Genomic DNA, 26,758 nt, shown 5'->3' on the forward strand with positions numbered 1-26,758 from the left:
ACCGGCCGCAACTCTCGCGGTCGTCGGCCTCAACGCAGCATGCACCAGGTCCGGGGCCCGTTGTCCGGAATCTCCACCTCGGCGCCGACCCGGAACCCGAGACGTTCGTAGAAACGGACGTTGGCCTCGGTGGACGTCTCCAGGAAAGCGGGGATACCGTCACGTTCCGCGGCGGCCAGGCCGGGTTCGATCACCGCGCGGCCCAGCCCGCGTCCGCGGCGGGCGGGGTCGACCCCGACGGCACCCAGGAACCACACGGGCCCGGTCGGTCGGTGGGGTGCCAGGGCCGCTTCCGCCGCACTGTGCGCGGCGGCGCGGTCGCCGGCCAGTTCGGCGAAGCGTGGAGCGAGTTCGGTGAACACCGCCGCCGCATCGGTGGCCGGGGTGGTCCACACCGCGACCGCGTCGCCGTCGTCGGCTACCCAGACGCTGCCGTGCGGGAGCCCGATCCGGGTGAGGAAAAGTTCTTGGAAGGCGGCCAGGCGGAGCTCGTGATCGTCGGCGGCGAGGGTGTGCCGGGTCCACGGATAGTCGGCGAAGGCCCGGGTGAGTGTCCTGGTGGCGCGTGGCGTATCGGCGGCGGTGGCGAAGCGGACGTGCGGGGTCGTGGGAGTGGGTTCTTTCGGCATCTCCGCCATTCTCCCGTGGCCCGCGTGGAGCTGCCGGAGTGTTCCGGCCGGGTGCTCCGATACCCGGTGCTCACCAACGCCAGGTGCCTGTCGGAGAGGTGACCGCGAGGCATTAGGGTGAACAGGGCATCGGAACGATCCGCTTGACAGCTGAGGAGCGATAACGTGACTGTCCGGGTAGGTATCAACGGCTTCGGTCGTATCGGACGCAACTTCTTCCGGGCGGTGGAGGCGCAGAAGGCGCTCGGCACCACCGATATCGAGATCGTGGCGGTCAACGACCTCACCGACAACGCGACCCTCGCCACCCTGCTGAAGTACGACTCGATCCTGGGCCGGTTGCCCCAGGATGTGTCGCTCGACGGTGAGGACACCATCGTGGTGGGCGATCAGCGCATCAAAGCGCTGGCCATCAAGGAGGGCCCGGCGGCGCTGCCGTGGGGCGACCTGGGTGTGGACGTGGTGGTCGAGTCCACCGGTATCTTCACCGACGCCACCAAGGCCAAGGGGCACCTCGCCGCCGGCGCCAAGAAGGTCATCATCTCGGCCCCGGCCAAGGGCGAGGACATCACCATCGTGATGGGTGTCAACGACGACAAGTACGACGGCAGCCAGAACATCATCTCCAACGCCTCCTGCACCACGAACTGCCTGGGCCCGCTGGCCAAGGTGCTGCATGACGAGTTCGGCATCGTCAAGGGCCTGATGACCACCATTCACGCCTACACGCAGGACCAGAACCTGCAGGACGGCCCGCACAAGGATCTGCGTCGGGCCCGCGCCGCCGCGGTCAACATCGTCCCCACCAGCACCGGTGCGGCCAAGGCCATCGGCCTGGTGCTTCCGGACCTGAACGGCAAGCTGGACGGTTACTCCCTGCGGGTGCCGATCCCCACCGGCTCGATCACCGACCTGACCGCCGATCTCGCCAAGAAGGCGAGCGTCGACGAGATCAACGCGGCGTTCGAGGCCGCTGCCGAGGGACCGCTGAAGGGCATCCTGAAGTACAGCGTCGACCCGATCGTGTCCAGCGATATCGTCACCGACCCGCACTCGTCGATCTTCGACGCGCCGCTCACCAAGGTGATCGACGACCAGGTGAAGGTCTACTCCTGGTACGACAACGAGTGGGGCTACTCCAACCGTCTCGCCGACCTCATCGGCCTCGTCGGCAAATCCCTCTGAGGAACGGCGTGACTGTCAAAACTCTGGAAGATCTCCTCGCCGAGGGTGTCGAGGGGCGCGGTGTGCTGGTGCGCTCCGACCTCAACGTACCGCTGGACAACGGGCAGATCACCGATCCGGGCCGGATCGCAGCATCGGTGCCGACCATCCGGGCGCTGGTGGAAGCCGGTGCGAAAGTGGTCGTCACCGCGCATCTCGGTCGTCCGAAGGGTGCCCCGGACCCGGCCCTGTCGCTGGCTCCGGTGGCGACCCGGCTCGCCGCCGAACTGGGCCGCAATGTGCAGCTGGCCGGTGATGTGGTGGGTCAGGACGCGCTGGCGCGGTCCGAGGGCCTGACCGACGGGGATGTGCTGCTGCTGGAGAACATCCGTTTCGATCCGCGCGAGACCAGCAAGGACGACGCCGAGCGCGCGAAACTGGCTGCCGCACTGGTGGAGTTGGTCGGCGACGACGGTGCGTTCGTTTCCGACGGGTTCGGCGTGGTGCATCGCAAGCAGGCGTCGGTGTACGACGTGGCGAAACTGCTGCCGCACTACGCGGGCACGCTCGTCGCGGCGGAGGCCGAGGTGCTGGCCAAGCTCACCGAATCCACCGACCGCCCGTATGCGGTGGTGCTCGGCGGGTCCAAGGTATCGGACAAACTGGCGGTGATCGAGGCGCTGGCGCCCAAGGTCGACACCCTGGTCATCGGTGGCGGGATGTGCTTCACCTTCCTGGCTGCCGAAGGTCTCTCGGTCGGCTCCTCGCTGCTGCAGGAGGAGATGATCGATACCTGCAAGGGTCTGCTGGATCGCTACGCCGACGTCATTCATCTGCCGCGCGATATCGTGGTCGCCGATTCCTTCTCCGCCGACGCGGAGTCGAAGGTCGTTCCGGCGCACGAGATCCCGGACGGGTGGCTGGGCCTGGACATCGGCCCCGAATCGGTGGAGCGTTTCGCGGCGCTGCTCACCGAGGCGCGCACTGTGTTCTGGAACGGCCCGATGGGTGTGTTCGAATTCGAGAAGTTCGCGGCCGGGACCCGCGGGGTGGCCGAGGCCATCGCGACGGCCACCGGTAAGGGCGCGTTCACCGTGGTCGGTGGCGGCGATTCCGCCGCGGCCGTGCGGGCGCTGGGTATCCCGGAGGGCGATTTCTCGCATATCTCCACCGGTGGCGGCGCGTCGCTGGAATACCTGGAGGGCAAGACGCTGCCCGGTATCAGCGTGCTCGGGGAAGCGGAGGGCGCGTAGATGGCCCGGAAACCGCTGATCGCGGGCAACTGGAAGATGAACCTCAACCACCTCGAGGCCATCGCCCTGGTGCAGAAGATCGCATTCGCGCTGCCCGACAAGTACTTCGACAAGGTCGATGTCACGGTGATCCCGCCGTTCGTCGATATTCGCAGCGTGCAGACGCTGGTCGAGGGCGACAAGCTCCGCATCACCTACGGTGCGCAGGACGTCTCGGTGCACGAATCGGGCGCCTACACCGGTGAGATCGGCGCGGCGATGCTGGCGAAGCTGGGTTGCGCGTTCGCGGTGGTCGGGCATTCCGAGCGCCGTCAGTACCACAACGAGGACGACGCCACGGTGCTGGCGAAGGCCAAGCAGGCGCTGAAGCACGGCATCACGCCGATCGTCTGCATCGGTGAGGGCCTGAATGTGCGCGACGCGGGCACCCATGTCGAGTACAACCTCGAGCAGCTGCGAGGTTCGCTGAAGGGTCTGTCGGCCGAGGAGATCGCGAAGGTGGTGATCGCCTACGAACCTGTCTGGGCGATCGGTACCGGTAAGGTCGCGACTCCCGCCGACGCGCAGGAAGTATGCGGTGCGATCCGCGGCGAACTGGTGCAGCTGGCCGGGGAACAGGTCGCCGAGACCGTCCGGGTCCTCTACGGCGGTTCGGTGAACGCGAAGAACGTCGGCGAGCTGACCCGGCAGACCGATATCGACGGGGCCCTGGTGGGCGGGGCGTCGCTCAAGGGCGACGAATTCGCCACGCTGTCCGCCATCGCGGCGGGCGGGCCACTGCCCTGATCGATCGAATCCCGATGCGGCCCGCCGGTTTCCGACCGGCGGGCCGCATTGTTTTCGAATCGGATCGGTGAAGCCGGAACCGGCCGGGATTGCGAAAGGCCGGACGGAAATACCGGTATCGGCGGTACGGTTCATCCGGTGCCGGGACGAACCCGGTGCGGTGGGTGGAGCCCGGCCACATCTCCGAACCTGCTTCCGCCGTAAGGTTTCCGAGGCCGGCGGTGGATCGCGTTCGAGTAGTGCTCAGGACTGTCCGTGGTGTATCGCTGCCGGTTGCGGGGCGTCGGTTCGGGCGGTCGGCCGAACCCCTGCCGGACTCCGGCGTGATCGATCCGGCGGTGATCCCGCTGTGCGGTGGAGTCGGTGATTCGACGATGAGATCTGCGGCCGTACCCGTCGCGTGCGACCGCCGGGGTGGCCGGGGATGAGGGGTGCGGTCGGGGATTTGCCGGACGAGTGGCTCCGGCGGATGCGGGACGCCATGGTCGAACTGCTCGGCCGACGGACCGCACCCCACCTGTCCGGCACGCTGGGCGACCTGGCGGACGAGGTTCGCACGGCACACAGAAGCGTGGGTGGCGCTGAGGAGCGCGGCCGGCGGCTCGTCGAACAGAGCCGGGGAACGGTCGATGGGACCGGCAACGCGAACCGAGTGCCGGCTGCCCCGTCGGATTCTCGTCGTACCGTCGGCGGTTCCGTTCCCGTACCCGCGCAGCGCCGCTATCCGGTGGACGACTACATCGCGATGTGGGAGCGCCGGCACGGCCGGGAGATGACCGACGCCGAACGGAAAGTGCTGGGCCAGGGGTGTATCGGCATCGTGAAGGTTCGTCTCGGGCTGTTGGAAGTCGAGGCGGGGCCGCCCGCGAACCTGGCGTTCGCTGATCCGGTTTCGCACGGTGCGATCCACTCGGTGGAGAGAATTCTGGTGCCCGGAGAGATCGCGAACGTGCGAGTGAAGCGCTGGCGGCAACGGCTCGACGAGGCGGAGGCTCTCGTGGCGGAACGGGGGACGGGCTGGTCCCACAAGAACAAGGACGGCACCACGACACCTGCCCCCGAGTATGTCGAGCGGATCCAGAAGTATCTGGACAGAGCGCGCGCAGGCACGGCACGTATGGTCCGATATCGCCAACAGCGATATCGGGGATGTCATGGCTGCTCGGCGCGAGGTGAGGATCGAGAGCAACCAGCGCGCCTTCGACAGAGTGTCGAACTATGCGGAGAAATTCGAAGCGATCATTGCCACCGGCCCGAAGGATATCGGCGAATTCATGCGCCTGGTGAAAACGGACCCCGATCTGGCTCTGCTACGGGATGTGGATCGGCATCTGCCTTCCGCCGATCCCGCCGAGTGGAAGGTGGAAATATACTCGAAGCACTTCTGGTCCGGTCAGGAAACAATACGGGACAGCAAAGGGAACCCGGTGGTGAAAGACGGGGTAACCGGTGTCCGGGCCTTGCAGACACCCGATTCCGCTCTGTTCGAACCGGACCCGGCGACCGGTCAGGTCGATATGTCGGGAGACTACAACCGCGGCAAGCCCGGATACGGAAACTTCGATTACGCACTGTACGACGCCTCGACCGGTAGCTGGTGGAATGCCAATCACGGAGACTGGAGAATGTATCCGGAATCGAGTGGCTCTGCCATCCCGATGGCGGTGCAGCAGAACTCGCCGGAGAAGTTCTTCTCCGGCCGCCCGGATTTCGACAGCTACGTGATCTGTCTCGGTTTCGCCAGGGCAGTTCAGTGAGCGGAGGCTGCGGGCGGAAGCCGGTACTTCGTTCGGCGGACCACGGCCGGGGTCCTGGTTAGGATGTGCGCATGGACCTCGCCGACTACGTCGACGACACTGCGATTCTGTTCGGTATCGCCGAGAACGCCGCTCACGGAGCCGTCCTCCGATGCGGTGGCGATGCTCATGTGTATATCGACGGTCTATCCGAATGGTCCGAAAGCGACCAGTACGCAGCCTTCGAGGTGACCGGAACTCTCGTCGAGGAAGGCCGGGACGCCGATCTGCGGACGGCGGAGGGCGGCGTCCTGCACGGCATCGGCAGGCGATATGTGATGAAAAATGCTACCTGGGAGCGTATTTCGTAGCGGTTCGGGTGTGCGGCACTCGTCTGCGGGTGCATCGCGTCGGCCGGAACTCCACCGGGCCCGGCGCGCTCACCGACGTCCGGAACGCTATTCGGCGCGCAGGATCAGACCGTCGCCGTCGGGGGTGCGCAGGGTGAGGGTGTCGCCGTCGACGGTGGCCCGGGCCGTGTCCTGCAGAACGGCCAGTACCGCGTGTTCGACCTCCATGATCTCGGGTGCGCACATCAAACGCGTCGTCGCCGCGCCGAACGCGATCTCGGCGCCCGCCGGGGCGTCGGTCACGACGGCGCGCCCGGTGAGCCGGTTGCAGCCGGCGAAACCGGTGAGCGAATCGTCGGCGCCGATGGTCAAGTTGGGCCGTACCCGGTCGACGGTCTGCGAGGAGATCTGGGCGTCCGGGGTGAGCAGGCCGGTCACCACCCATTCGGTGCCGCGGATCGGACGGTCCGGTTGCAGCACCTTCTTGTCGGTGAGCACGACGGTGCTGCCCTTCCCGGTCAGCGTCAGCCGATCGTGATCGAGCTGCCAGCCGGGGTCCGCGCGCAGCAGGTCGCCGACCCAGCCGTCGGAGTCGGCCCGGTCGCCCGGGCAGCCGATCAGCGTGCTCGCGAGCTCGGAAACATGCAGGACGTGGTCGCGCAGATCCACCGCACCGCTGTGGGTGTTGCATCCGGCCGCCGCCGAGATCCGGTCGTCGGCGAAGGTGAGGGTGAGCGGACCGCCGCCGGGGATGGGTGTGCCGGTGACCTCGGTGGATATATAGGTGTGGCCCATCGGGGTGGGTTCGGGTGCGGTCGGCGTCGGCTCGTTGTCCGAGCACGCCGTCGCGGCGAGTAGTAGCAGCGACAGGGCCGCACCGATTCGGAGCGCTGGTCCCGGCATGACGCCGATGCTACCCGGCACGCGGCCCTGCTCCCGGGCGCCGAACCCGCCCGTTGCTCGAATCTTGCTGATTACAACGCTTCCTACCTGCGCCGTTGTCCTCATATCCTCGCTCGGCGATCGACGCGGGAGCGAGGGAACACGATGTCACTACTGGAAACGGGGCCTGCCGAGGTCCGCCCGGACGATCGCGCCACACCGCCCGCGGACGGGCTCGGGGCCGCCGACACCGGGAAAGCGGTGGCGGCGAGCCTGATCGGTACCACCGTCGAGTGGTACGACTTCTTCCTCTATGCCACTGCGGCGAGCCTGGTGTTCGACAAGCTCTTCTTCCCGAACAACAGCGCGTTCGTCGGGACCATGCTGTCGTTCGCGACCTTCGCCGTCGGTTTCGTGATGCGGCCGATCGGCGGCCTCGTCTTCGGTCATATCGGCGACCGGATCGGGCGGAAACGAACACTGGCACTGACGATGGCGATCATGGGTGGTTCCACCGCTTTGATGGGGGTGCTGCCCACCGCCGCCGCGATCGGTGTCGCCGCGCCGATCCTGCTCCTGCTGCTGCGGATGCTGCAGGGTTTCGCGCTCGGTGGTGAATGGGCCGGCGCGGTACTACTGGCTGTCGAGCACAGTCCGCGCAAGAAGGTGGGACTGTTCGGTAGCTACCCGCAGGTCGGCCTGGCACTCGGGCTGGCCCTGGGCACCGGTGTGTTCGCGCTGCTCCGGACCACGCTGAGCGAGACGGCGTTCCTGGACTACGGCTGGCGCATCGCCTTCGGCGCGAGCCTGGTGCTGGTGCTGATCGGTTTGGTGGTGCGGCTCAAGATCGACGAGACGCCGGCGTTCCGCGAGGTCGACCGGCTCAACCGGATATCGAAAGTGCCCGTGGTCGAGTTGTTCGGTAACGCTCGTGCCCGGCGCAATACTGCCCTCGGTCTGCTCTCGCGCTGGGGTGAGGGCGCGGCGTTCAACACCTGGGGTGTTTTCGCGATCACCTTCGCGACCGGGCAGCTCGGTTTCGAACAGGTCCCGGTACTGGTGGCGGTCACCGTCGCCGCTCTGGTGATGGCGGCGCTCATTCCGGTCTCGGGGCTGCTCGCCGACCGGTTCGGTCCACGCCGGATCTACATCGCCGGGATCGCGGCCTACGGAGCGCTGGTGTATCCGGTGTTCGCGTTGTTCGAGACCGGCAACATCGTGGTGTTCACTGCGGCGATCATCGCGGTGTTCGGTGTGGCGCACGCGCTGTTCTACGGAGCTCAGGGCACGTTGTACGCGGGGTTGTTCCCGGCCGAGGTGCGCTACACCGGGTTGTCGTTCGTCTATCAGTTCTCCGGAATCTACGCATCGGGCCTGACGCCGATGATCGTCACGGCCCTGATCGCGCTGGGCGGTTCGACACCGTGGGTGGCCTGCGGATATCTGGTGGCGACTGCGGTGGTGAGCGTGATCGCCACGCTGTTCATCAGCGAAGACGACCGGCTGACCGCCTGATCGTGGAGTATCCGGGAGCACCGGCGTGCGGCATATCGGCCCGCGGCCCTGCCCGCGCCGAGGAGCCGCGCCGCATCGGGTTCGCCGCCCGTCGCGGACCGGCCGCGGGTTCCTTCACCGCGCGGACGAGTCAGAGCACGACGCTATGCTGTCCCGAGTGACCTCAGCCGCATCGAAACCTGTTTCCACTTGGGCGCCGTTGCGATTGCGGGTCTACCGCGCCCTGTGGATCGCGCAGCTGGTGTCCAATCTGGGCACCTGGATGCAGATGGTGGGGGCGCAGTGGGTGCTGGTCGACGAACCCAATGCGGCCGCACTCGTCTCCTTCGTCCAGACGGCGACGACGCTGCCGGTGATGATCCTGGCCATCCCGTCCGGGGTCCTGGCCGATCTGCTGGACCGCCGGCGTCTGTTACTGGGCGCCCAGTCCGCGATGGCGGTACTGGCGATCACCCTGGCGGTATCCACCGCCGCCGGTCACACCACCCCTTCGGTACTGCTCACCCTGCTGTTCCTGCTGGGATGCGGTCAGGCGGTGGTGGGACCCGCCTGGCAGGCCATCCAGCCCGAACTGGTACCGCGTGATCAGATTCCCTCGGCCGCCGCGCTCGGCAGTATGAACATGAACATCGGCCGGGCGGTGGGCCCGGCCATCGCCGGTGTGCTGGTGGCCCTGTCGGGTCCGGCACTGGTGTTCGCGCTGAACGCCGTCTCGTTCGCCGCCATCGTCGCGGCCCTGCTTTTCTGGCGGCGCCCACGGGTGACCAGGGATCTGCCGAGTGAACGCCCGCTCGCGGCCCTGCAGGCGGGGACCCGTTTCATCAGATCCGCGCCCGCGATCCGGCGGGTCCTGCTGCGTACGGCGCTGTTCGTGGCGCCCGCCAGCGCGCTGTGGGCGTTGCTGCCCGTGATCGCCCGCAACCAGCTCGGGCTCGGTTCCTCCGGATACGGTGTCATGCTGGGCGCGCTCGGCGTGGGCGCGGTGCTCGGCGCGCTGGGACTGGCCCGGGTACGGGCGCTGCTCACTCCCACCCAGCAGGTCGCGGTCGCCGCGGTCGTATTCGGGATCGCCTGCTGTGGCACCGCGCTGCTGCGGGCGGAGGCGCTGGTGCTGCTGTTACTCGTTTTCGCGGGTGCCTCGTGGCTGCTCACCCTGTCCACCATGAACGCGACCATGCAGTTGCTGCTGCCCGGCTGGGTGCGGGCCCGTGGACTTTCGGTGTATCTGCTGGTGTTCATGGCCGGGCAGGCGATCGGGTCGGTGGTGTGGGGTCTGGTCGCGGGCGCCTACGGTCCGGTCACGGCCCTGCTGGTGGCGGGTGCGGGCCTCGGTGTGTGCGCGCTCAGCACCATCTGGCTGCCGCTGCGTCAGTTCGCGCCCGGCTTCGATCTGACACCGCACGCGTACTGGCCGGAACCGCAGCTCGCGGTGGAACCCGACCCCGACGACGGCCCGGTGCTGGTCCTGAAGGACTACGACGTACCCCCGGACAAGGTGGAGGAGTTCCTCGCGGCGATGAGTTTCGTCGGTCGGTCCCGGCAGCGGACCGGGGCAATGGAATGGCGGGTCTACCGCGATGTGGGCAGTACCGACCGCTATGTGGAGGCGTTCGTGGTGCGTTCCTGGTCCGAGCATATGCAGCAGCACAAGGTGCGGCTCACCGCCCAGGACCTGATGCGGGAACGGGCGGTCTCGGAATTCGCGCACGACGAGACACTCACGCACCTGGTGTCGGTGGAACCGCAGGCCTAGGTCGTGCCGGACGGCGAATGGGATTCGACCGGGACCACCCTCTAGACTGTGCGGCATGCGGATGTTCCTGGATATCCTCCTGATCGTCACCAGCCTGCTGCTGGTGCTGCTGGTGCTGCTGCACCGGGCCAAGGGCGGAGGTCTGTCCAGCCTGTTCGGTGGTGGGATGCAGTCGAGTCTGTCCGGGTCGACCGTCGCCGAGAAGAACCTCAACCGCATCACCATCTTCACCGGCATGGTCTGGTTCATCGCGATCCTGGGGATCGGGCTGGAGATCAAGTTCGCCTGACCGCCGGTCAGTCGTGGCGGGGGATCCGCCCGTCCACATCGGTGAAACCGTAGTCGCCGGCCAGATCGGCGACCTTCCATGCTTGCCCGGACCGTTTCCGGCGTTCGGTGTCGGTCGCGAGGGCGACCACCGCGCGACCCGCGAACCGGGGGCTCTCCGCCTGATTCAGGTCGAAACTGCCCTCACCGGGCAGTGTCACCACCCGGTTGCCGTCCGCGTCGGCCGGCACCATCTGCAGTAGCTCGGTGTCGACGATGCCCGGCCAGATCGACACCACGGTGACGTCGGTATCGGCCAGATCGTGCGCGAAGTCCGCGGTCATCCGGTCCAGCGCGGTTTTGGCGATCCCGTACACCGCGTTGTGCATATACCGCTGCGAGCCGGGGGAGGACACGTTGACGATGAGTCCGCCACCTTTCGACAGCAGCGGCGCGGCGTAAACCGCGGCCGCGTAGTGCGAACGGACTCCCACCTGGAAAGTCTCGTCCCACGCCTTCGGCGGTACCTCCCAGAACTTGCGGCCGAGCCAGCGGGCCGCGGCGGGGGAGTTGTAGACATTGTTCACGAGGATGTCGAGGCGGTCGTGGTCGGCGCGGATCCGTTCGAAGACCGCGGCGGTGGCATCGTCGTCGCGGTGGTCGCAGACGACCGGTACGCCGGTTCCGCCGAGTTCGTCGATCCGCGCGGCTGTTTCGCCGACGGTGCCCGGGAGCGCGCCCGGTGCGTCCGACCGTCCGGTGACGTAGACGGTGGCCCCGGCGGCACCCAACTCGAGTGCGATACCTTTGCCGATTCCGCGACTCGCGCCGGTGACGACCGCGATCCGGTTTTTCAGGGGGTTCGGTGTTCCGCTCACAGTCCCGGGACGTTACCGTGAAACTGTAACGCGTTCTAGTATTCGGGAGGTGCGGTGGAGCCGACACACCGGTTCGTCGACACCGGCGGCGTGCGGATGCACGTAGCCGAACAGGGCCGGGGCCACCCGGTGATCTTCTGCCACGGATTCCCGCACACCTGGTACGTCTGGCATCGCCAGCTCGCCGCGGCCGGAGCGGCCGGGTATCGGGCGATGGCTCCGGATCTGCGCGGCGCCGGCCGGACCGCGGCGCCGGAGGCGATCGACGACTACACCAACGAAGCCGTGGTGGGCGATCTGCTCGCACTCCTCGACGATATCGACGCCGACCGAGCGGTTTTCGTGGGTGTCGATTTCGGTGCGGCCCTGCTGTGGGAACTCGCGCTGCGCGCGCCCGACCGGGTGCGCGGGCTGGTCGTGCTGAACAACCCCTTCGCGCCGCGCGCCCCGAAACCACCCGGGTACTACTGGGGGAAGATGGCCGAACGGCATTTCCTGCATCTGCAGTACTTCCAGGAACCGGGCGTGGCCGACGCGCACCTGGCCGAGCGGCCGCGGGAATTCCTCTCCCGCGTCTACTACGCGCTGAGCGGGGAGTACCACTACCTCGACGTATGGAAGAACCCACCGGGCACCCGGTACATCGATGCGCTCCCGGTGGCGCCGGAACTACCGTGGAAATGGCTCACGGAGGCCGAGTTCGACACCCTGGCCACCGATTTCGAGCGCACCGGTTTCACCGGCGGCCTGAACTGGTACCGGGCGATCGACCGCAACTGGGAGCTGACGGCCGACTACGCCGCGGCGGTGCCCGTGGTGCCGGTGTATTTCGTGTACGGCGAGAACGATCCGGATATGGAAGGTTTCAGCGGCCGTGATCCCCTGGATACGATGCGCGGCCTGCTACCGGATCTGCGTGCCGTACAGCGTATCCCGAATGCCGGTCACCTGGTACAGCTGGAGGCGACCGAGGCCGTGAACGATTTCCTGCTGGGCGCGCTCGGCGACCTCACCGCCGGGTAGAGGCTGCTGGGTAATGGCGACCCTGCGAGGGGCATCCCGGACGGAGCGCGGATTCGCCGACGGTGGTGTCCGCTGCTGGGCCGGTCGACCGGGTTGTGTGCCGACGACCTGGGACGCTGTGCCGAGGGGACGCTGATAGTGCGGTGGTGCGATCGACAGTGCCGGGAGCTGGCCGGTACCCCGCGTAATCCCCTACTGTGAAAAAGTGGTGTTCTACAAGACGATGTGGGTCGGCGGGTTCTCGCAGAGTTGTGCTGCGGCCCGCCTGTTCATCCGCCACCCGCTGGCATTCTGACCGGTCATCGATGAAGCGCAACGGCACTGACTGTGGGTGATGACCGGTGAGGTGGGAGGGGGACGAACTCTACCGGCGAATGCGTGACAACCTGGTCGATCTGTTGGGCAAGCGTTCGATCGGGGAGTCGCGCATTACTCAACAGCACGCCGATCAGGCGGTGGTGGGCGCATCCACAGGTGAACGCGCCAGTGAGCGAGCAGAACAGCTGATAGCCGCTTCGGCGCGGGACTTCTCCGGTGATGCCCCCGAACTGACCCTGCGCCGCGCGGATGCCGAAGGAACCTCGCGGGCGTGGGATTGGCTCGACGAACAGTTGCCGGACTGGCCCGCTGGGCGAAGGGACGATATCGGGTTGACCCTGAGCGATACGGCTGCCTATTCGGCTCGCTCGACCGGTGGGAACCCCCGCGTCGTACTGGAGACCGCAGGTGAACGGGGCGACCGGACGGTACGGGTCCGGATTTTCGACCGTGGCGACAGCGCTCCGCCCGATGATGTCCTCGACGATCCGGTGTTCGGGCGGCTCGAGCACCGGCTGTCGACGGACGACCCGGCCGGATGGACGAGAGAGATCTCGTTCAGCGCCCGGGAGACACCTGCGCTCCCGCAGTGGCTCGGAGATGCGCTGCAGTCGGCACGTCACGTGAGGTTGAACGCGGGTGACGATCTGGCCATCGGAGTGCGGTCCAAATTCTTGCCGAGATTGGAGGAGGCGCTGGGGCCGCTGTCCGCGAGTGGCTCTCCGGTTGATGTGGCCAAGGACGATATCGATGCTGGATTGCGGCATGCGGCACGCATCAACCACGCGCGATTGCATGCCGGCTCCACCGATCTCGAGCTCTCTTTCGTGCAGCTGCGCTCCGGAGAGGAACGCGTCGAGTTGAGTGTCTATCCTTTTTGGGACCAAGACTTTCGTGATGGACTGCGCCAACTGGATGTGCAGGACGACGGGTCGACGGTGATCTCGGTGACGGACTTTGCGAATGCGGTGCTCGCACGTGCCGGCAAAGGGGGCGAGACGCCGGCCACCGGTTGATCTGGAACTGTGTTGAGGCGGCCCACAGTTCTGTTTCGCGGCACCAGGGGCGGCAGATCACCGATCTACACCGAGCATTTCGCGCAACCGGGCGGTGAACGCGGCCGGATGGGTGGAAAGGCTGTGCCCGCCCGGGAATTCGGCGATCTCGTCGCCCAGCAGGTCTGCCAGGGCCCGGGCGCAGTCGTAGTTCCAGATCTGCCGGGATCGGCGACCGGCGGCGGGAACGATACGGATACGGCTTGCGCCGAGGGCGGCGATGTGCTCGGCGTTCAGGCTCGACGACCGGATCTCGGGTAGATCCCTGGAGAGGAAGAAGTTCAGGTCCGCTAGGTCTTCGGGGCCGCGCGGCGCCGATGGGACGATATCCGCTTCCGTATCGGAGAAATCGGCGTGGACGAGTTCGGCGAGCTTCCGGAGCGCGGGGAGTGCGCCCTCGGCACGGTAGGTCGCGTCGAGGCCGGCGAGATCGCGGTCGGCGCGGGCGCGCGCCGGAGCCGGTAGCAGGCCGATCGTGGCCGGGTCGTGGGCGACGAGTGTGCCCACCTGCTCCGGATGATCGCCGGCCAGAGTGAGTGCGATGAGCGCGCCATAGCTGGAGCCGAATATTCGGGCGGGCTCGTCGGTGAGAGTGGCCAGCAGTCGATGGATGTCGTCGGCGTGGGTGGCCACGGTCACCGATGCGGCCGGATCGTCGAGTGTGCTGCCCGACAGGCCGCGCCGATCGGGGACGACGACGGTGTAGTCGGTGGCGAGACGTTCGGCGAGATCGGCACCACGGGCGGCATTGCCGTCACCACCCTGCAGCAGCAGGAGCAGTGGGCCGGAGCCGCGGATCTCGTAGTACAGGGTGGCGCCGGGGACGGGGAGGCGGCCGGTTCGGAGTTCGCTCATGCCGGATACGATAATCCATCTTTTTAGATACATCAAGAAAGATGTATTTGGGGTGATACGTCTCCGGTAGCGTGCCGGGGGTGAACGGAGTCGAACTTTTCCTGCTGGGGCGCACTCTGATGAAGATCGGTGAGGAGGCGATGCCGACCGAAGGGCTACCCGAGTACACGACCAGCGTGCGGGCCGTTCTGATCGTGGCCAGCGATATCGTCGAGAACCCCGGCAGCTCGGTGGGGGAGATCGCGTCGCGTACGGGTCTGCCGCAGAGTCAGGTCTCCGGATGTGTCGCACGGCTGCGGGAAGCGGGCGCGGTGGTGAGCGAACCGGACCCGGCCGATCGGCGTCGCGTTCTCGTCCGGCAGGCGCCGCGGGCGTCCGATCGCGTCGAGATCGTCCGGTCCACCACGGTCGATTCCGCCCTGGCCGCGGCGCTCGACACCGACGATCCCGATGATGTCGCCGGAGTCGTCGCGGCCCTGGAGGCCCTGGCGCGGCGGCTCTCTCCCGGGACTCTGTCCCGGCTGCGCCCCGCCACCGGCCGCTCCCGGTCCCCGGTGTCCGACTGATCGCGCGGCGTGAAATCGCGATCCGGGGATCGAGGCCGCGTGGCGGCCTCATCGCGTCGTGTACGCGCCGCCGTTGAGGTGGATCGTCTGCCCGGTGAGGTGGCGGGCGTGCGGCGAAGCCAGGAATTCGATCAGACCGGCCACATCGTCCGGGGTGCCGGCCCGGTTGTTGTGGGTGGCCCCGATCAGCTGGGCGCGCCGCTGCTCGGTCATCGTCCCCTGGAAGAATTCGGTGTCCTCGATATAGCCGGGCGCGACCGTGTTCACGGTGATACCCGTCGGCGCCAGCTGGGCCGACAGGCCCGCCGACCACGCCTCCAGTGCCGCCTTCGCGGCGCCGTAGGCGGAGGCTGCGTATTCCGCGCCGATCGAGCCGATATTGATCACCGACCCGCCCGTTCGGAACCGGTCGCGCAGTGCCGTGGTGGTCAGGACCGCGCTGAGCAGGTTCGCGGTGAGGTTCGCCTGCCACCGTTCGGCCAGTTTCTCCAAGGAGGGCGCGTCGGGTTCGCCGGCGGTGAGGTCGGTATTGCCGCCGGCCGCGTTCACCAGAACATCGACCTCGGGCCCCAGCAGTTCGGCGAAACGCTCGACCGCTGCCGGAACCCCGGCATCACAGACGATCCCGCGGACGCCCAATTCCTCGGCCGCCTGCTGGACTCGCTCGGTGGATCGGCCGGTGATCACTACCGAGTCACCCGATTCGGCGAATCGCCGGGCTACTCGGTGACCGATTCCGGCGGTCCCGCCGGTGACGACGACTGTCCGGCTCATCCCGCTCTCCTCTCGGTATATTTAGCACTGAACATATAGCGAAGGAGAGCTTCCGGCAATGACGCGCGAAGCACAGGATTCGATACCGTCCCCCGCGCAGATCGCCGCGGCCTGGCAGCGTGAGCTGCCGGATGCGCGGATCGAATCCATCGAGGTGTTCACCCCGCTGTGGCGGGTGGCCAAACTCCTCACCGAGGAACGCGGACGCACCCTGCGTCGGCTGGGCGTGGACGAGGCGACCTTGGATCTGCTCAGTACGCTGCGGCGATCCGGGCCGCCCTATCGCCTCACCACCCGGCAGATCGCGGCGCGCAGCCTGGTCACCGCCGGAGCGATATCGCAGCGGTTGAGTCGCGCCGAAGCGGCCGGGCTGATCACCCGGTCACCGGCCCCGGCGATCCGGCGCGGGGTGATGGTCAGCCTGACGCCCGAAGGCCACCGGCTCACCGAAGCGGTGGTGCGCGCTGTGCTGGCGCACGAGACCGCGCTCACCGACCGTCTGTCCGCCGAGCACCGTCGCGGCCTCACCACCGGGCTCGCGGAGCTCGGGGCGATACTCTCCCCAGGGAAACCGAAACTGTCCGTGAGCCGTGAGCCGTGAGCCGTGAGCCGTGAGCCGTGAGCCGTGAGCCGGTCGTCCGTAACCTGGCTCGCATGACCATCCGTGGCGTTCTCTTCGATTTCTCGGGCACGCTCTTCCGCTTCGAACCGGTGCTCGACGGACTGGTCGATCGGTCCGGTGAACCGCTCGCCGGCGGGCATCAGGCCGAGGTCATGCGGCGGATGACTGCCCCGGTCGGGCGCCCCGACGGGCTTCCCGACCGGCTGCGCGACGACTGGGACCGGCGGGATCTCGACCCGCCGCTGCATCGCGCGCTGTATACGGCCGTGCTGGAGGGCTCCGGCGTCGGCAATCCCGGCTACCTCTACGAGCAGCTGGTATCGGCCCGGGCGTGGACTCCGTACCCCGATACTGTGGCCGCGCTGAAGACAGTGGCGGATCTCGAGTTGCCGGTCGCCGTCCTCAGCAATATCGCCTGGGATATCCGGGCGGTGTTCGAACGGACCGGCACCGCGGATCACATCCGCGAATTCGTGCTCTCGTATCGGGAAGGGGCGGTGAAACCCGATCCGCGGTTGTTCGTTCTCGCCTGCGCACGGATCGGTGTCGCGCCGAACGAGGTACTGATGATCGGCGACAGCGCGGAGGCCGACGGGGCCGCGGCCGATATCGGCTGCGCGGTCGGGCTCGTCGATCCGCTGCCGACCGATCAGCGACCGCGTGCCCTGCTCGATGCGTTGGCACGGTACGGAATCGGCTGAAGGAGCGCCGGAAAAGCCGAGTGGTGCGCCCCGGCGATTCGGATCCACCGATGATTTCCCGGCGGTCGCCACGTCCGCATCACCACCGTCGAACGAAGGGAATGCCGCGTGGATACACCAGAGGTGCTGCTCGAGGGGGTCGTCTTCGGAGAATCGCCCCGCTGGCACGAAGGGCGGTTGTGGTTTTCCGATTGGGGTGCGAACCAGGTGGTCGCCGTCGACGGACCGGGCCGGAGCGAGGTGATCGCGTCGGTGCCCTCGTTCCCCCTGTGTTTCGACTTCCTGCCGGACGGGCGGCTGCTGATCGTCGATTCGGCCCGGCGGCGGCTGCTGTGCCGTGAAGTGGACGGTAGCCTGTCGACATACGCCGACCTCGCCGCCGAGACGGACAAGCCGTGGAACGATATCGTCGTCGGTGCCCAGGGCAACGCCTACGTCAACAGCATCGGATTCGATTTCCCCGGCGGCGAGTTCGTGCCCGGTTTCATCGTGCTGGTGACTCCGGCCGGTACGGTGCGCCGGGTGGCGGTGGATCTCGCATTTCCCAACGGTATGGCGATCACCGCCGACGGCACCACGCTGATCGTCGCGGAATCCTATGCCGAGCAGCTCACCGCTTTCGATATCACGGCCACGGGTGATCTCGTCGGCCGCCGCGTCTGGGCGGCCACGCCCGGCGACCATCCCGACGGCATCTGCCTCGATGCCGAGGGCGCGGTCTGGTACGCCGATGTCGGCAACCGGCACTGTGTACGGATGGCCGAGGGCGGCACGGTACTGGGCACTGTCGAATTCGATCGTGGCGCGTTCGCCTGTGTGCTGGACCGCGATCCGGACCGCCCCCGGCTCTTCGTGGTCGGTCAGGAATACGGCGCCGAAACAGCCGGCCCGACCGGCCGGGTGGTGGCCTTTCCCGCGCCGGCACCGGGCGCGGGCCGCCCCTGAAATGCCATAGCGCGCATCGCTGAGGAAACGGGCCCGCGCCGGGGTTCCCCGGTCCGCACCCGCGGTCGGGGGCAGGATGGTCTGTTATGACCTTGCTCTGGGATCAGCACGCCTGTCTGCCCCTGCAACTCGGCGCGGATGTCGGCGAGCTGGCGCGGTTCCGGCGGCGTGGGCCCACATTCGTCTCGGTGAACGTGGGATACACCCCACAGCGCTTCGCGGATTCGGTCGCGCTGCTGCACGATTACCGCGCGGCGATCGCCCGGCACCCGGAGTTGGCGCTGGTGGCCACGGTGGACGATATCGAGTCGGCGGGGGCGGCGGGACAGATCGGGGTGGCCTTCGATCTGGAGGATTCCGGTCCGCTCGACGGGGATCTGGGCAATCTCCGGATCCTCGCGCAGTTGGGCGTGCGGACATTGCTGCCCAGCTACAACCATGCGAACCGGGCCGGTTGCGGCTGCCTGGACACCGATGACCGGGGTCTCACCACCTGGGGTGCCGAGCTGGTGCGGGAGATGAACGCTGTCGGGATGGTGCCGGACGGGTCGCACTGCAGTGCCCGCACCGGACTGGATATGTGCGATATCTCCGCGCTGCCCGTGGTGTACAGCCATTCGTGTATGCGGTCGGTCTGGGAGCATCCGCGCAATATCACCGACGAGCAGGCGAAAGTGTGCGCCGGAACGGGCGGGGTCGTCGGGATCACGGGGGTCGGGATCTTTCTCGGGCCCAATACCCCGACGCTGGAGGCGATGACCCGCCATCTCGAGTACGCGGTCGAACTGATCGGTGTCGAGCATGTCGGGGTGAGTACCGACCATTCGTTCGACGGCCCCGAATTCCTCGCCGAAGTGGCCGCCCGGCCACATCTCTTCGACGATTCGTACACCCGGTGGGGGCCGATTCGATGGATGCCGCCGGAGACTTTCGTCGCCCTCGGCACCCATCTGGCCGACCGGGGCTGGGCCGATGCGGAGATCGGTGCGGTGCTCGGCGCCAATTTCGCCCGGGTGGCCCGCCGGACCTGGCCGGGGGCCGTGTCCGGCTAGGGGACGACGACCGTGACCGTTTCGCCCAGTTCGTACCCGCCCGCGGGGCCGGTATCCGCGCAGCCGCCACGGGCGGTGATGGTGGAACCCGATTCGAGGCCGGTCAGCGACGTCTCCACAGTCTGCCCGGGAGCGGCCAGCGATTCCGGTTTCGCCTCACCGAAGAAGACGTGGTTGTTCTCCGGGCCGACTCCGGCCTCCGCCCAGCACTGGCCTCGGTCGTTCGGATTGTGCAGGGTGGCGGTCACCGTTCCCGGTGCGGTGCCCTCGAAAGTGACCTGGGGCGCGGTGAACGGTGCGTCCGCGACGGCGGAGGTCGCGGTGAGGGGTACGAATATCGCGGCGGCCAGAGCCGACAGGGCAACTCCATGAACTCGTCTGATCATCACATGACCAGATGGTGCCCGATAATGTCCACGGGCACAGCGGAATCCGCCCAGAACGGGCGATCTCGGTGGCCCGTGCCGATTCCGGGCCGCACTCCCGGAACGAACGCGACCCCGCGAAGAGGTCCGTGCCGACGGAGAACCTTCGCGGGGCCGGGCGGCGACCGGTGGGTCGCGGATCGGATCCCGATGGATCACCAGGGCAGCGGCACCCACCGATCGAAGAACCAGAAGCCGTGACCGTTCTGATGGTTCGGTCCGGGGTTGTGGTTGTCCTGATGCTGATCCCCGTGCTGCTGATTCTGCTGCGGCTGGTTCCAGTGCTGGTCCGGGCCCGGCTGTGCGCTCGCCGCGCCCGCGCCGAGGCCGACCATCCCCAGTCCGACACCGCCGACCACGGCCGCCTTCGCGAGCTTCGACTTCATCACCTTCGGCATTACGAGATATTCCTCCTCTGGCATGCGGCCTGACCCTCAGGCCGTCGTTCCGGAGCGGGCTCCGGTCCGACAGAGGCCATCCTGGGCAACCGGGCTCGAGGTGGGCTGCCAACGGCCTGCGAACTTCCTGGCAACCGGGACCGCCGCGGCCGGACGCGCGGCCGGAGCCGGAATTCGCCCGGTTGTGGCCGTCGCGGCGACTCCCAGCCTGTTCCCAGGCTCCCCCCAGGGGAGGAAGAGCATCGGCGGTGATCGTGGTTTCCATGACCGAGCATTCGAGCAGTTACCACGGCGTCGGCCGTCTCGTACGGGAGGTGGCGCAATGACCACTCTGATGACGCGCCCCACGGCTCCGGCGGCGGCATCCACCCGGCGCGGCACGCCCTGGGAGAAGATCGCCGTCGCGGTGCTGCTGGTGGGTACGGCGGCGGCCTACTTCTGGAATCTCACCGCCAACGGGTTCGCGAATTCCTTCTACGCGGCGGCCGTGCAATCGGGTGCGAAATCCTGGGAGGCGTTCTTCTTCGGTTCCTCCGACTGGTCCAACGCCATCACCGTCGACAAGACCCCGGCCGCGCTGTGGCCGATGGAATTGTCGGCGCGACTGTTCGGGTTCGGCAGTTGGAGCATGCTGGCGCCGCAGGTGCTGATGGGTGTCGCCGCGGTGGCGCTGCTGTGGGCGACGGTGCGACGCTCCTTCGGTGCCACGGCCGGATTGCTGTCCGGGCTCGTGCTGGCGGTGACACCGGTCGCGGCGCTGATGTTCCGGTTCGACAATCCCGACGCGCTGCTCGTGCTGTTGATGACCGCGGCCGTATGGGCGATGGCCCGGGCGGTCGAGGACGGGCGCTGGCGCTGGCCGGTGCTGTGCGGTGCGTTGGTCGGATTCGGGTTCCTCGCCAAACAGTTGCAGGTGATGCTGGTGCTCCCCGCGCTGGCGCTGGTGTACCTGTTCGCCGGGCCCCCGCGATTGGGTACCCGTATCGCGCAACTGTTCGCCGCGGGCGCGGCGATGGTGGCCGCGGCCGGCTGGTGGATCCTCGTCGCCCAGCTGTGGCCCTCGGATTCACGACCGTACTTCGGTGGGTCGGAACACAATTCGATCATCGAACTCACCCTGGGCTACAACGGGCTCGACCGGCTCAGCTCCGCCGGTGGTGGGCCGGGCGGTGGATTCGGCAGTGACGCGGGGATCACGCGACTGTTCGGGGTGTCCATCGGGGGCCAGATCGGCTGGTTGATCCCGGCGGCGCTGATCCTGCTGGTGGCGGCGACGGTTCTGCGCGGCCGAGCCGCACGCACCGACCGCAGGCGCGCGACGCTGCTGCTGTTCGGTGGGTGGGGTCTGGTCACCGGTGTGGTGTTCAGCTTCATGACCGGGACTTTCCATCAGTACTACACCGTGGCGCTGGCCCCGGCGGTCGCGGCGGCGGCCGGTGCGGGCGGGGTCGCGGTATGGCGGGAACGCGAGCGGCTCTGGGTGCGCCTGGTTCTCGCGCTGGCCGTGGCGCTGACCGCGGTGACCTCCTGGGTGTTCCTGGGCCGGTCCGCCGAATTCGTACCGTGGTTGCGCTGGGTGGTATCGGCGGCCGGAGTGGTCGCCACGGTCCTCGTTCTGTTCCGGACGCCGCGTAAGGTTTCGGTGGCCGTGGCGCTGACGGCGGTGTTCGTGGGGCTGGCCGGGCCGGTCGCGTACACCGTGGACACGCTGGCGACGCCGCATACCGGTTCGATCGTGCTGGCGGGGCCGAGTACCGGTTCGGGCGGGTTCGGCGGTATGGGCGGCGGGCCGGGTGCGGGTGGAGCGCCGGGCGAGATGGGTACGGCACCCGGTGGTCCGGAGGCGGCCCCCGGCGACGGGGCCGCCCCTGATGCTGCGGGTGACACAGGTGCGTTGTCCGCCGGCGCCGCGCCCGACAACAGCGACGGCGGCCGGAGCGGTGCCGACGGACGGCCCGCGGGCCGGACCGACGGGCAACAGGGCACCGGTGGGGGTGTACCGGGGCAGGGCGGTCCGGGTGGTGAGAGCAGTGCCGCTGTCACCGCGTTGCTCCGGCAGGATGCCGGTTCCTACACCTGGGCGGCGGCCGCGGTGAGTTCGATGAACGCCGCCGGGTACCAGCTGGCCGGAGACGTACCGGTGATGTCGATCGGTGGTTTCGGTGGCGGCGACCCGTCCCCGACGTTGGAACAGTTCCAGCAGTACGTGGCCGCCGGCGCGATCCACTATTTCATCGGTGGTGGGCAGGGTGGTTCTCGCGGCGGGCCGGGATCGAACTCGGAGTCCGAGGCATCGAAGATCACCCAGTGGGTACAGGACAATTTCACCGCCACCGAGGTGGACGGCGTCACGGTCTACGACTTGACGGCCCGGTGACCCGCCCCGCCACCCATTGTCGATGAGGACGTGAGGTCGCTGCTGCGCCGGGTTGCGCGCCCGCCGGGTCAGCCGTCCGGCGGGCGCACCGCCGGTTTGCGGGCTGGATCCGGGGCCGCGAGTCGGAGGGGTTCGGCTGGTCAGGTTCCGGTCGCCGAGAGCAACCGCTCGGCGGCCGTTTCGATATCGGCCTCGGCGAGCAGCACGGTCGCGGCGGCGGGCCCCAGCGGCACGAAACTGTCCGCACTGGTGACCCGGGCGAGGGCGCCGGTGAACCCGGCGTCCACCAGTGCCGCGCACACGGATTCGGATACCCCGCCGCTGCGCCGTGTCTCGTCGGCGATCAGGACCCGCCCGGTGGCCTCGGCCTGCCGGATCAGGTCCGCCCGGGGGAGGGGGCAGAGCCAGCGCAGGTCGAGAACGCGGATCCCGAACCCGCGCAACGCGAGCCGCCGGGCCACCCGCAGGCTCATCGGTACCGAATCGGCGAACGCGACGATCGTCAGATCCGATCCGTCGCCGTACACACGGCCGTGGCCGATCGGCGCGTGACCGGGGTCCGCCGCGGTGGCCGCCCACCGGCCGTCCTCGGGTTCGTAGAGGTCACGGGTGTGATAGAGGGCGATCGGCTCGAGGAATACACACACCGCACCGTCCACCCGGGCAGCGGAAACGCAGGTGCGCAGCATGGCCGCCGCGTCGTCCGCCCGCGCCGGCGACGCCACGACCACGCCGGGGATATCACGCAGTGCGGCAACGGAATTGTCGTTGTGGAAATGTCCGCCGAAACCACGCTGGTAGGCGTAACCGGCGATCCGCACCACCATCGGATTGTGGTATCGGCCGGCCGAGAAGAACGAGAGGGTCGCCGCCTCACCGCGTATCTGGTCGAGTGCATTGTGGACATAGGCCAGGTACTGGATCTCCGGAATCGGCACGAATCCGGCGAGGCCGGTACCCAGTGCGGTACCGAGAATGCTCTGTTCGTCGAGCAATGTATCGAACACCCGGCGCGGGCCGAACCGTTTGCGCAGTCCCTTGGTGACCCCGTAGACGCCGCCCTTGCGGGCCACATCCTGGCCGAAGACCAGGATATCGGGATCGCGCGCGAGCAATTCGGCGAGTGTGCGATTGATCGCCTGTGCCAATGTTTCCGCGCTCCGGTCCCCGGTGTACCCCGGCTCGGCACCGCTCGCCGCGTCCGCTGCCCGGAACGGGGTGGTGGCGCGCACGGTGGTCGCCGGGGCCGAGGGGGCCGGGCACATCACATCGTCGCGCACCCGGTCCGGGCGGGCCGGAGCCAGTGCGGCGATCACGGCGTCGGCGCCGGTGAGTTTCGGTTCCCGGCAGACCACTTCCTCGATCGCGCCGACCCGCTCGGCCAGGCGGTCGTAGTGGTCGAGCAGCTCGCGCGGGGTGCGGATGCCGGTACCGGCCAGATACCGCGCTGTCGCGATGACCGGATCGCGGGCGAGATCGGTCTCGATCGCCGCGGCGTCGCGATACGCCGTCTCCACATCGGAGCCGGCGTGCCCGAACAGCCGCACCGTCCGCAGCTGCAGGAAAGCCGGGCGCCGGTGGGTGCGAACCCAGTCGACTGCCGCCGTCGCGGTGGCGACCGCATCTCGGAGATCGCAGCCGTCGGCTGTGTACCAGCGCAGTCCCGGGCGGTGCCCGTAGGCGTGTTCGATCCAGTCCGGTGGGGTGGGCACACTGATCCCTATCCCATTGTCCTCGCAGACGAACAACACCGGGACGGGAATACCGAGATGGGCGGTGTGCACAGCGGTGTTGATCGCCCCCGCGGCGGTCGAATGGTTGGCCGAGGCGTCCCCGAAACCACACAGCACCACCGCGTCCGCCGGCCATGGGCAGCGCACCCCGAGCCGGTCGGCGCGGTCGAGCGCGAACGCGAGGCCCACCGCGCGCGGCAGCTGCGAGGCGATGGTGGAGGTCTGCGGGATGATGTTCGCCACCGCGCTACCGAAAACCTTGTGCCGGCCGCCGGAGATGGGGTCGGCCGCGGCGGCCACCACACCCAGCAGGAGGTCGCGTACCGGATCGGTGACTCCGGCCCGGCGCGCCCGATGGAGGAAGAAGGCGCCCGAACGGTAATGCGGCAGGACCGGATCGGTGATCCGGGTCGCCGCCGACAATGCGGCGTTCCCCTCGTGCCCGGACGACCCGATGCTGTAGAAGCCGTGCCCGCTCGCACCCAGCCGGCGGGCGGCGAGATCGGCCTGCCTGCTCAGCACCTGCGCTTCGAAGAGTTCCAGGAGATCCCCGTCGGTGAATCCCGGTGGCAGCGACCGGTCCGGTGCCTCCTGTGCGGGCGTCCGGGCCGCCGCGATCTCCGCGCGGAACCGTTGGTCGGGGTCCTGGACGCTCATGGAGTCCTCACCGGCACCAGCCTAGGCGCGGGCCCGCCGATCCACGGATCATCGGGGCCGAATCGTGTCGCGTCTGCTCCGGTTCAGTCGAACCGGACGGTGTCGAGCATGCGGCGGGCCACGGACTCGGGATCGGTGGAGGAGGCCAGCGGCGAATCCGCCAGCGCGCCTTCGCGCCACAGTGCGGCGAACCCGTGGACGATCGACCAGGCGGCGAGCTGGACTGCTTGCTGATCGGCCTCGGCGATACCGGGCTGCCCGTCGACCACACTCGCGCGCAACGCCGCACCGGAACGAGCGCGGGCGGTGGCGAGAGCCGCGTCGTCGGTGCGGAGGATCCGGCGGCGGAACATGACATCGAAATGGCCGGGATACCGCAATGCGAAGCGGATATAGGCGAGTGCGGCCGCGCGGGCGTCGGCGGTGCCTTCCAGTTCGGCGGCCAGCAGGTCGAAGCCCTCGGCGGCCAGTGCGGTCAGCAGCCCCGCACGGTCACCGAAATGATGGGCGGGGGCGGCATGGGAAACTCCCGCCCGGCGGGCCAATGCGCGCAGGGAGATCGCGTCGACACCGTCGGCCGCTATCTGTTCGGCGGCGGCGGCGAGCAGCGCGGACCGCAGATCGCCGTGGTGGTAACCGGTTTTCGCCATACTCCGATCCTCGCCCATAATCTTGTCATTGACAAGTTTCGTGCGGCGCTCGTATCTTTGCAGTGTCAAGATATGTTCATGAGGAGTTCCAATGGCACCGCTCATCACACTCGTCGTAGTCACCGGGCTCGCCCGGCTCCTCGGCTGGGCCGCCGGCCCGCAATGGCTCGATTCCTGGCCCCACGCGACGGCGCTCGGGCTCGCGGTCATGTTCCTGCTCACCGCGAGCGCCCATTTCCAGCAACCGCGACGGGACGGGTTGATCGCTATGGTCCCGCCCCGCTTACCTGCCGCGCCCGCGCTGGTCACGTTCACCGGAGTTCTCGAACTGGCTGGTGCGATCGGCCTGCTCATCCCGGCCACCGCGCGCCTCGCCGCCGTCGCGCTGCTGATCCTGTTGATCGTCATGTTCCCGGCCAATGTGCGAGCCGCCCGGGCGGACCTCGGAATCAAGACCATGCCGCTACCGCTGCGCACCCTGGTTCAGGTGCTCTTCGTCGCCGCCTGTGTAGTGGTGGCGGTCGCGTGAGCTCGGGCCGGCGAACAAGTGGTCCCCGTGGGTCGGTCCGGCGCGGTCACGATGCGGAGGGGGTGTCGAACAGTCCGGCGCGGGCGGCGTTCAGCGCGACGGCGGTGGCTCGGTCGGCGGTGCGTTCGTCGACCCTCTCGCCGGTGATCAGGACGCGCAGATAGATCGGTGCGACAAGCGCTTTGACCAGTTCCGCGGGATCGGTCCGCGCGGGGAGCTCGCCGCGGGCGACGGCTCGGGTGACCACCGGGAGCGCCCGGCGGATGCGATCACGGAAAACGTGCCGAACCGGCTCCGATGGAGTGGTCGATGCGCCCGTCGTACCGGGCAGCATGACCGCGAGGACTGCCCGCCCGGCCGGGCTGGTGATCCAGCCGACCAGGGTCCGGGCCAGGCCGCGTAGATCGGCGTCGATCGAACCGGTATCCGGGATGGGGATCTCGGCGGCGACGCTGTCGGCCAGGGCTTCCGCTATCAGCGTGTCCCGATCGGGCCAGCGGCGGTAGACGGTGGTCTTGTGTACGCCGGTGCGCCGCGCGACGTTCTCGACGGTGAACGCGGCGTACCCGTGTTCGCTCAATTCGGCGACGGTCGCGGCCAGTACGGCGGCGCGAACCTTCGGTCCGCGGCCGAGCGGTGCGGCGCACATTGCAACTCCTTGTTGCGATATCGACGAGGGGCGGTCATGCTGACGATATCGCAACTCGGTGTTGCGATATCGGTGAGAGGATTCCCATGTGGTCGACATCCGTGCGCGCGGCGGCACTCCTGTTCCCCGGACTCCTGGCCGGAGCCTTCGGATACGGCGCGGTGAACGTGCTGTACGCGTTCCGTGAAGTGCCTCTCGACGTCCGGTTCACCTTCC

Annotated in this window: 27 protein-coding genes; 17 read left to right on the top strand and 10 right to left on the bottom strand. The window is 68.2% G+C overall.

From position 1 onward, the window contains the following. Positions 1-29: 29 nt before the first annotated feature. Entirely contained in the window at positions 30-629 is a 600-nt protein-coding gene (locus ACWCPQ_RS15825; protein ID WP_449899132.1) for a GNAT family N-acetyltransferase, read from the bottom strand. Between the two features lie 165 nt (positions 630-794). On the opposite strand from ACWCPQ_RS15825, the gene gap reads away from it, so the two are divergent. The 5 genes from gap to ACWCPQ_RS15850 all read left to right on the top strand — a co-directional run bounded on the left by gap (position 795) and on the right by ACWCPQ_RS15850 (position 5,939). Then, positions 795-1,814 (top strand): type I glyceraldehyde-3-phosphate dehydrogenase, encoded by a 1,020-nt coding sequence (gene gap, locus ACWCPQ_RS15830; RefSeq protein ID WP_355247415.1) that lies wholly within the window; start codon positions 795-797, stop codon positions 1,812-1,814. A gap of 8 nt (positions 1,815-1,822) precedes the next feature. Then, complete coding sequence (locus ACWCPQ_RS15835; RefSeq protein ID WP_449899135.1) at positions 1,823-3,046, top strand: phosphoglycerate kinase; 1,224 nt, start codon at positions 1,823-1,825, stop codon at positions 3,044-3,046. After that, entirely contained in the window at positions 3,047-3,832 is a 786-nt protein-coding gene (gene tpiA / locus ACWCPQ_RS15840; protein WP_449899138.1) for a triose-phosphate isomerase, read from the top strand. Between the two features lie 1,154 nt (positions 3,833-4,986). Then, complete coding sequence (locus ACWCPQ_RS15845; RefSeq protein WP_449899140.1) at positions 4,987-5,589, top strand: hypothetical protein; 603 nt, start codon at positions 4,987-4,989, stop codon at positions 5,587-5,589. Positions 5,590-5,660: 71 nt separating this feature from the next. After that, positions 5,661-5,939 carry a hypothetical protein gene (locus ACWCPQ_RS15850; RefSeq protein WP_449899142.1) on the top strand — a complete coding sequence of 93 codons (279 nt, stop codon included), beginning with the start codon at positions 5,661-5,663 and terminating at the stop codon, positions 5,937-5,939. An 87-nt stretch (positions 5,940-6,026) separates the two neighbouring features. Here the strand turns inward: ACWCPQ_RS15850 and ACWCPQ_RS15855 are convergent, their stop codons facing one another. After that, complete coding sequence (locus ACWCPQ_RS15855; RefSeq protein ID WP_449899144.1) at positions 6,027-6,821, bottom strand: META domain-containing protein; 795 nt, start codon at positions 6,819-6,821, stop codon at positions 6,027-6,029. A 144-nt stretch (positions 6,822-6,965) separates the two neighbouring features. Here ACWCPQ_RS15855 and ACWCPQ_RS15860 point away from each other — a divergent pair, with 144 nt between their 5' ends. The 3 genes from ACWCPQ_RS15860 (at position 6,966) to secG (ending at position 10,357) form a co-directional block, all read left to right on the top strand. After that, complete coding sequence (locus tag ACWCPQ_RS15860) at positions 6,966-8,315, top strand: MFS transporter (protein WP_449899146.1); 1,350 nt, start codon at positions 6,966-6,968, stop codon at positions 8,313-8,315. A 145-nt stretch (positions 8,316-8,460) separates the two neighbouring features. Beyond that, positions 8,461-10,068 (top strand): MFS transporter, encoded by a 1,608-nt coding sequence (locus ACWCPQ_RS15865; protein ID WP_449899149.1) that lies wholly within the window; start codon positions 8,461-8,463, stop codon positions 10,066-10,068. Between the two features lie 55 nt (positions 10,069-10,123). Beyond that, positions 10,124-10,357 (top strand): preprotein translocase subunit SecG, encoded by a 234-nt coding sequence (gene secG / locus ACWCPQ_RS15870; RefSeq protein ID WP_030521441.1) that lies wholly within the window; start codon positions 10,124-10,126, stop codon positions 10,355-10,357. 7 nt (positions 10,358-10,364) lie between these two features. On the opposite strand, the gene ACWCPQ_RS15875 is transcribed toward secG, so the two are convergent. Further along, complete coding sequence (locus ACWCPQ_RS15875; protein ID WP_449899152.1) at positions 10,365-11,213, bottom strand: SDR family NAD(P)-dependent oxidoreductase; 849 nt, start codon at positions 11,211-11,213, stop codon at positions 10,365-10,367. 96 nt (positions 11,214-11,309) lie between these two features. Here ACWCPQ_RS15875 and ACWCPQ_RS15880 point away from each other — a divergent pair, with 96 nt between their 5' ends. Beyond that, positions 11,310-12,236, top strand: a complete 927-nt coding sequence (locus tag ACWCPQ_RS15880) for an alpha/beta fold hydrolase (RefSeq protein ID WP_449899367.1) — start codon at positions 11,310-11,312, stop codon at positions 12,234-12,236. Positions 12,237-12,610: 374 nt separating this feature from the next. Further along, complete coding sequence (locus ACWCPQ_RS15885) at positions 12,611-13,570, top strand: hypothetical protein (protein ID WP_449899154.1); 960 nt, start codon at positions 12,611-12,613, stop codon at positions 13,568-13,570. Positions 13,571-13,627: 57 nt separating this feature from the next. On the opposite strand, the gene ACWCPQ_RS15890 is transcribed toward ACWCPQ_RS15885, so the two are convergent. After that, positions 13,628-14,464: an alpha/beta fold hydrolase gene (locus ACWCPQ_RS15890; RefSeq protein WP_449899156.1), complete on the bottom strand. Its 837-nt coding sequence runs from the start codon at positions 14,462-14,464 to the stop codon at positions 13,628-13,630. An 80-nt stretch (positions 14,465-14,544) separates the two neighbouring features. Here ACWCPQ_RS15890 and ACWCPQ_RS15895 point away from each other — a divergent pair, with 80 nt between their 5' ends. Beyond that, positions 14,545-15,030 (top strand): MarR family winged helix-turn-helix transcriptional regulator, encoded by a 486-nt coding sequence (locus tag ACWCPQ_RS15895; protein WP_449899158.1) that lies wholly within the window; start codon positions 14,545-14,547, stop codon positions 15,028-15,030. A gap of 48 nt (positions 15,031-15,078) precedes the next feature. Here the strand turns inward: ACWCPQ_RS15895 and ACWCPQ_RS15900 are convergent, their stop codons facing one another. Beyond that, positions 15,079-15,804, bottom strand: coding sequence for an SDR family NAD(P)-dependent oxidoreductase (locus ACWCPQ_RS15900; protein WP_449899159.1), 726 nt, complete (start codon positions 15,802-15,804; stop codon positions 15,079-15,081). Between the two features lie 58 nt (positions 15,805-15,862). Between ACWCPQ_RS15900 and ACWCPQ_RS15905 the strand changes: the two genes are divergently transcribed. From ACWCPQ_RS15905 to ACWCPQ_RS15920, 4 genes are all read left to right on the top strand, one after another. Next, positions 15,863-16,405 carry a MarR family winged helix-turn-helix transcriptional regulator gene (locus ACWCPQ_RS15905; protein ID WP_449899161.1) on the top strand — a complete coding sequence of 181 codons (543 nt, stop codon included), beginning with the start codon at positions 15,863-15,865 and terminating at the stop codon, positions 16,403-16,405. A 53-nt stretch (positions 16,406-16,458) separates the two neighbouring features. Next, complete coding sequence (locus ACWCPQ_RS15910; RefSeq protein ID WP_449899164.1) at positions 16,459-17,127, top strand: HAD family hydrolase; 669 nt, start codon at positions 16,459-16,461, stop codon at positions 17,125-17,127. A 108-nt stretch (positions 17,128-17,235) separates the two neighbouring features. Continuing rightward, entirely contained in the window at positions 17,236-18,072 is an 837-nt protein-coding gene (locus ACWCPQ_RS15915; protein WP_449899167.1) for an SMP-30/gluconolactonase/LRE family protein, read from the top strand. 86 nt (positions 18,073-18,158) lie between these two features. After that, a complete protein-coding gene (locus ACWCPQ_RS15920) occupies positions 18,159-19,124 on the top strand; it encodes a dipeptidase (RefSeq protein ID WP_449899168.1) in 966 nt (321 codons plus the stop codon). Here the strand turns inward: ACWCPQ_RS15920 and ACWCPQ_RS15925 are convergent. Together ACWCPQ_RS15925 and ACWCPQ_RS15930 are read right to left on the bottom strand one after the other, a co-directional pair. After that, complete coding sequence (locus ACWCPQ_RS15925) at positions 19,121-19,510, bottom strand: hypothetical protein (protein ID WP_449899171.1); 390 nt, start codon at positions 19,508-19,510, stop codon at positions 19,121-19,123. The genes ACWCPQ_RS15920 and ACWCPQ_RS15925 overlap by 4 nt on opposite strands. 194 nt (positions 19,511-19,704) lie before the next feature. Then, complete coding sequence (locus tag ACWCPQ_RS15930) at positions 19,705-19,971, bottom strand: hypothetical protein (RefSeq protein ID WP_449899173.1); 267 nt, start codon at positions 19,969-19,971, stop codon at positions 19,705-19,707. Positions 19,972-20,269: 298 nt separating this feature from the next. Between ACWCPQ_RS15930 and ACWCPQ_RS15935 the strand changes: the two genes are divergently transcribed. Next, on the top strand, positions 20,270-22,324 hold the full coding sequence (locus tag ACWCPQ_RS15935; RefSeq protein WP_449899176.1) for a glycosyltransferase family 39 protein: 2,055 nt from the start codon (positions 20,270-20,272) through the stop codon (positions 22,322-22,324). 140 nt (positions 22,325-22,464) lie between these two features. Here ACWCPQ_RS15935 and ACWCPQ_RS15940 read toward each other — a convergent pair whose 3' ends face one another. Then, the gene (locus ACWCPQ_RS15940) at positions 22,465-24,714 is read right to left on the bottom strand and encodes a thiamine pyrophosphate-dependent enzyme (protein ID WP_449899178.1); all 2,250 of its coding nucleotides are present in this window, start codon (positions 24,712-24,714) and stop codon (positions 22,465-22,467) included. An 83-nt stretch (positions 24,715-24,797) separates the two neighbouring features. Continuing rightward, the gene (locus ACWCPQ_RS15945) at positions 24,798-25,364 is read right to left on the bottom strand and encodes a TetR/AcrR family transcriptional regulator (protein ID WP_449899180.1); all 567 of its coding nucleotides are present in this window, start codon (positions 25,362-25,364) and stop codon (positions 24,798-24,800) included. 91 nt (positions 25,365-25,455) lie between these two features. On the opposite strand from ACWCPQ_RS15945, the gene ACWCPQ_RS15950 reads away from it, so the two are divergent. Next, positions 25,456-25,893: a DoxX family protein gene (locus ACWCPQ_RS15950; RefSeq protein ID WP_449899182.1), complete on the top strand. Its 438-nt coding sequence runs from the start codon at positions 25,456-25,458 to the stop codon at positions 25,891-25,893. A gap of 46 nt (positions 25,894-25,939) precedes the next feature. Here ACWCPQ_RS15950 and ACWCPQ_RS15955 read toward each other — a convergent pair whose 3' ends face one another. After that, positions 25,940-26,542: a TetR/AcrR family transcriptional regulator gene (locus tag ACWCPQ_RS15955; RefSeq protein ID WP_449899184.1), complete on the bottom strand. Its 603-nt coding sequence runs from the start codon at positions 26,540-26,542 to the stop codon at positions 25,940-25,942. Between the last annotated feature and the right edge of the window lie 216 nt (positions 26,543-26,758).

This window comes from Nocardia sp. NPDC001965 (assembly GCF_053594175.1).

What these genes read in the sequence shown, in the direction of transcription:
- ACWCPQ_RS15885 (WP_449899154.1), top strand. Translation starts at nt 12,611, where the DNA reads ATGCGTGACAACCTGGTCGATCTGTTGGGCAAGCGTTCGATCGGGGAG.
- ACWCPQ_RS15945 (WP_449899180.1), bottom strand. Translation starts at nt 25,364, where the DNA reads ATGGCGAAAACCGGTTACCACCACGGCGATCTGCGGTCCGCGCTGCTC.
- ACWCPQ_RS15855 (WP_449899144.1), bottom strand. Translation starts at nt 6,821, where the DNA reads ATGCCGGGACCAGCGCTCCGAATCGGTGCGGCCCTGTCGCTGCTACTA.
- ACWCPQ_RS15850 (WP_449899142.1), top strand. Translation starts at nt 5,661, where the DNA reads ATGGACCTCGCCGACTACGTCGACGACACTGCGATTCTGTTCGGTATC.
- ACWCPQ_RS15845 (WP_449899140.1), top strand. Translation starts at nt 4,987, where the DNA reads ATGGCTGCTCGGCGCGAGGTGAGGATCGAGAGCAACCAGCGCGCCTTC.
- ACWCPQ_RS15890 (WP_449899156.1), bottom strand. Translation starts at nt 14,464, where the DNA reads ATGAGCGAACTCCGAACCGGCCGCCTCCCCGTCCCCGGCGCCACCCTG.
- ACWCPQ_RS15920 (WP_449899168.1), top strand. Translation starts at nt 18,159, where the DNA reads ATGACCTTGCTCTGGGATCAGCACGCCTGTCTGCCCCTGCAACTCGGC.
- ACWCPQ_RS15865 (WP_449899149.1), top strand. Translation starts at nt 8,461, where the DNA reads ATGCTGTCCCGAGTGACCTCAGCCGCATCGAAACCTGTTTCCACTTGG.
- ACWCPQ_RS15925 (WP_449899171.1), bottom strand. Translation starts at nt 19,510, where the DNA reads ATGATCAGACGAGTTCATGGAGTTGCCCTGTCGGCTCTGGCCGCCGCG.
- ACWCPQ_RS15905 (WP_449899161.1), top strand. Translation starts at nt 15,863, where the DNA reads ATGACGCGCGAAGCACAGGATTCGATACCGTCCCCCGCGCAGATCGCC.
- tpiA (WP_449899138.1), top strand. Translation starts at nt 3,047, where the DNA reads ATGGCCCGGAAACCGCTGATCGCGGGCAACTGGAAGATGAACCTCAAC.
- ACWCPQ_RS15930 (WP_449899173.1), bottom strand. Translation starts at nt 19,971, where the DNA reads ATGCCAGAGGAGGAATATCTCGTAATGCCGAAGGTGATGAAGTCGAAG.
- ACWCPQ_RS15880 (WP_449899367.1), top strand. Translation starts at nt 11,310, where the DNA reads ATGCACGTAGCCGAACAGGGCCGGGGCCACCCGGTGATCTTCTGCCAC.
- ACWCPQ_RS15860 (WP_449899146.1), top strand. Translation starts at nt 6,966, where the DNA reads ATGTCACTACTGGAAACGGGGCCTGCCGAGGTCCGCCCGGACGATCGC.
- ACWCPQ_RS15825 (WP_449899132.1), bottom strand. Translation starts at nt 629, where the DNA reads ATGCCGAAAGAACCCACTCCCACGACCCCGCACGTCCGCTTCGCCACC.
- ACWCPQ_RS15935 (WP_449899176.1), top strand. Translation starts at nt 20,270, where the DNA reads ATGACCACTCTGATGACGCGCCCCACGGCTCCGGCGGCGGCATCCACC.
- ACWCPQ_RS15910 (WP_449899164.1), top strand. Translation starts at nt 16,459, where the DNA reads ATGACCATCCGTGGCGTTCTCTTCGATTTCTCGGGCACGCTCTTCCGC.
- ACWCPQ_RS15940 (WP_449899178.1), bottom strand. Translation starts at nt 24,714, where the DNA reads ATGAGCGTCCAGGACCCCGACCAACGGTTCCGCGCGGAGATCGCGGCG.
- ACWCPQ_RS15950 (WP_449899182.1), top strand. Translation starts at nt 25,456, where the DNA reads ATGGCACCGCTCATCACACTCGTCGTAGTCACCGGGCTCGCCCGGCTC.
- secG (WP_030521441.1), top strand. Translation starts at nt 10,124, where the DNA reads ATGCGGATGTTCCTGGATATCCTCCTGATCGTCACCAGCCTGCTGCTG.
- ACWCPQ_RS15955 (WP_449899184.1), bottom strand. Translation starts at nt 26,542, where the DNA reads ATGTGCGCCGCACCGCTCGGCCGCGGACCGAAGGTTCGCGCCGCCGTA.
- ACWCPQ_RS15900 (WP_449899159.1), bottom strand. Translation starts at nt 15,804, where the DNA reads ATGAGCCGGACAGTCGTCGTCACCGGCGGGACCGCCGGAATCGGTCAC.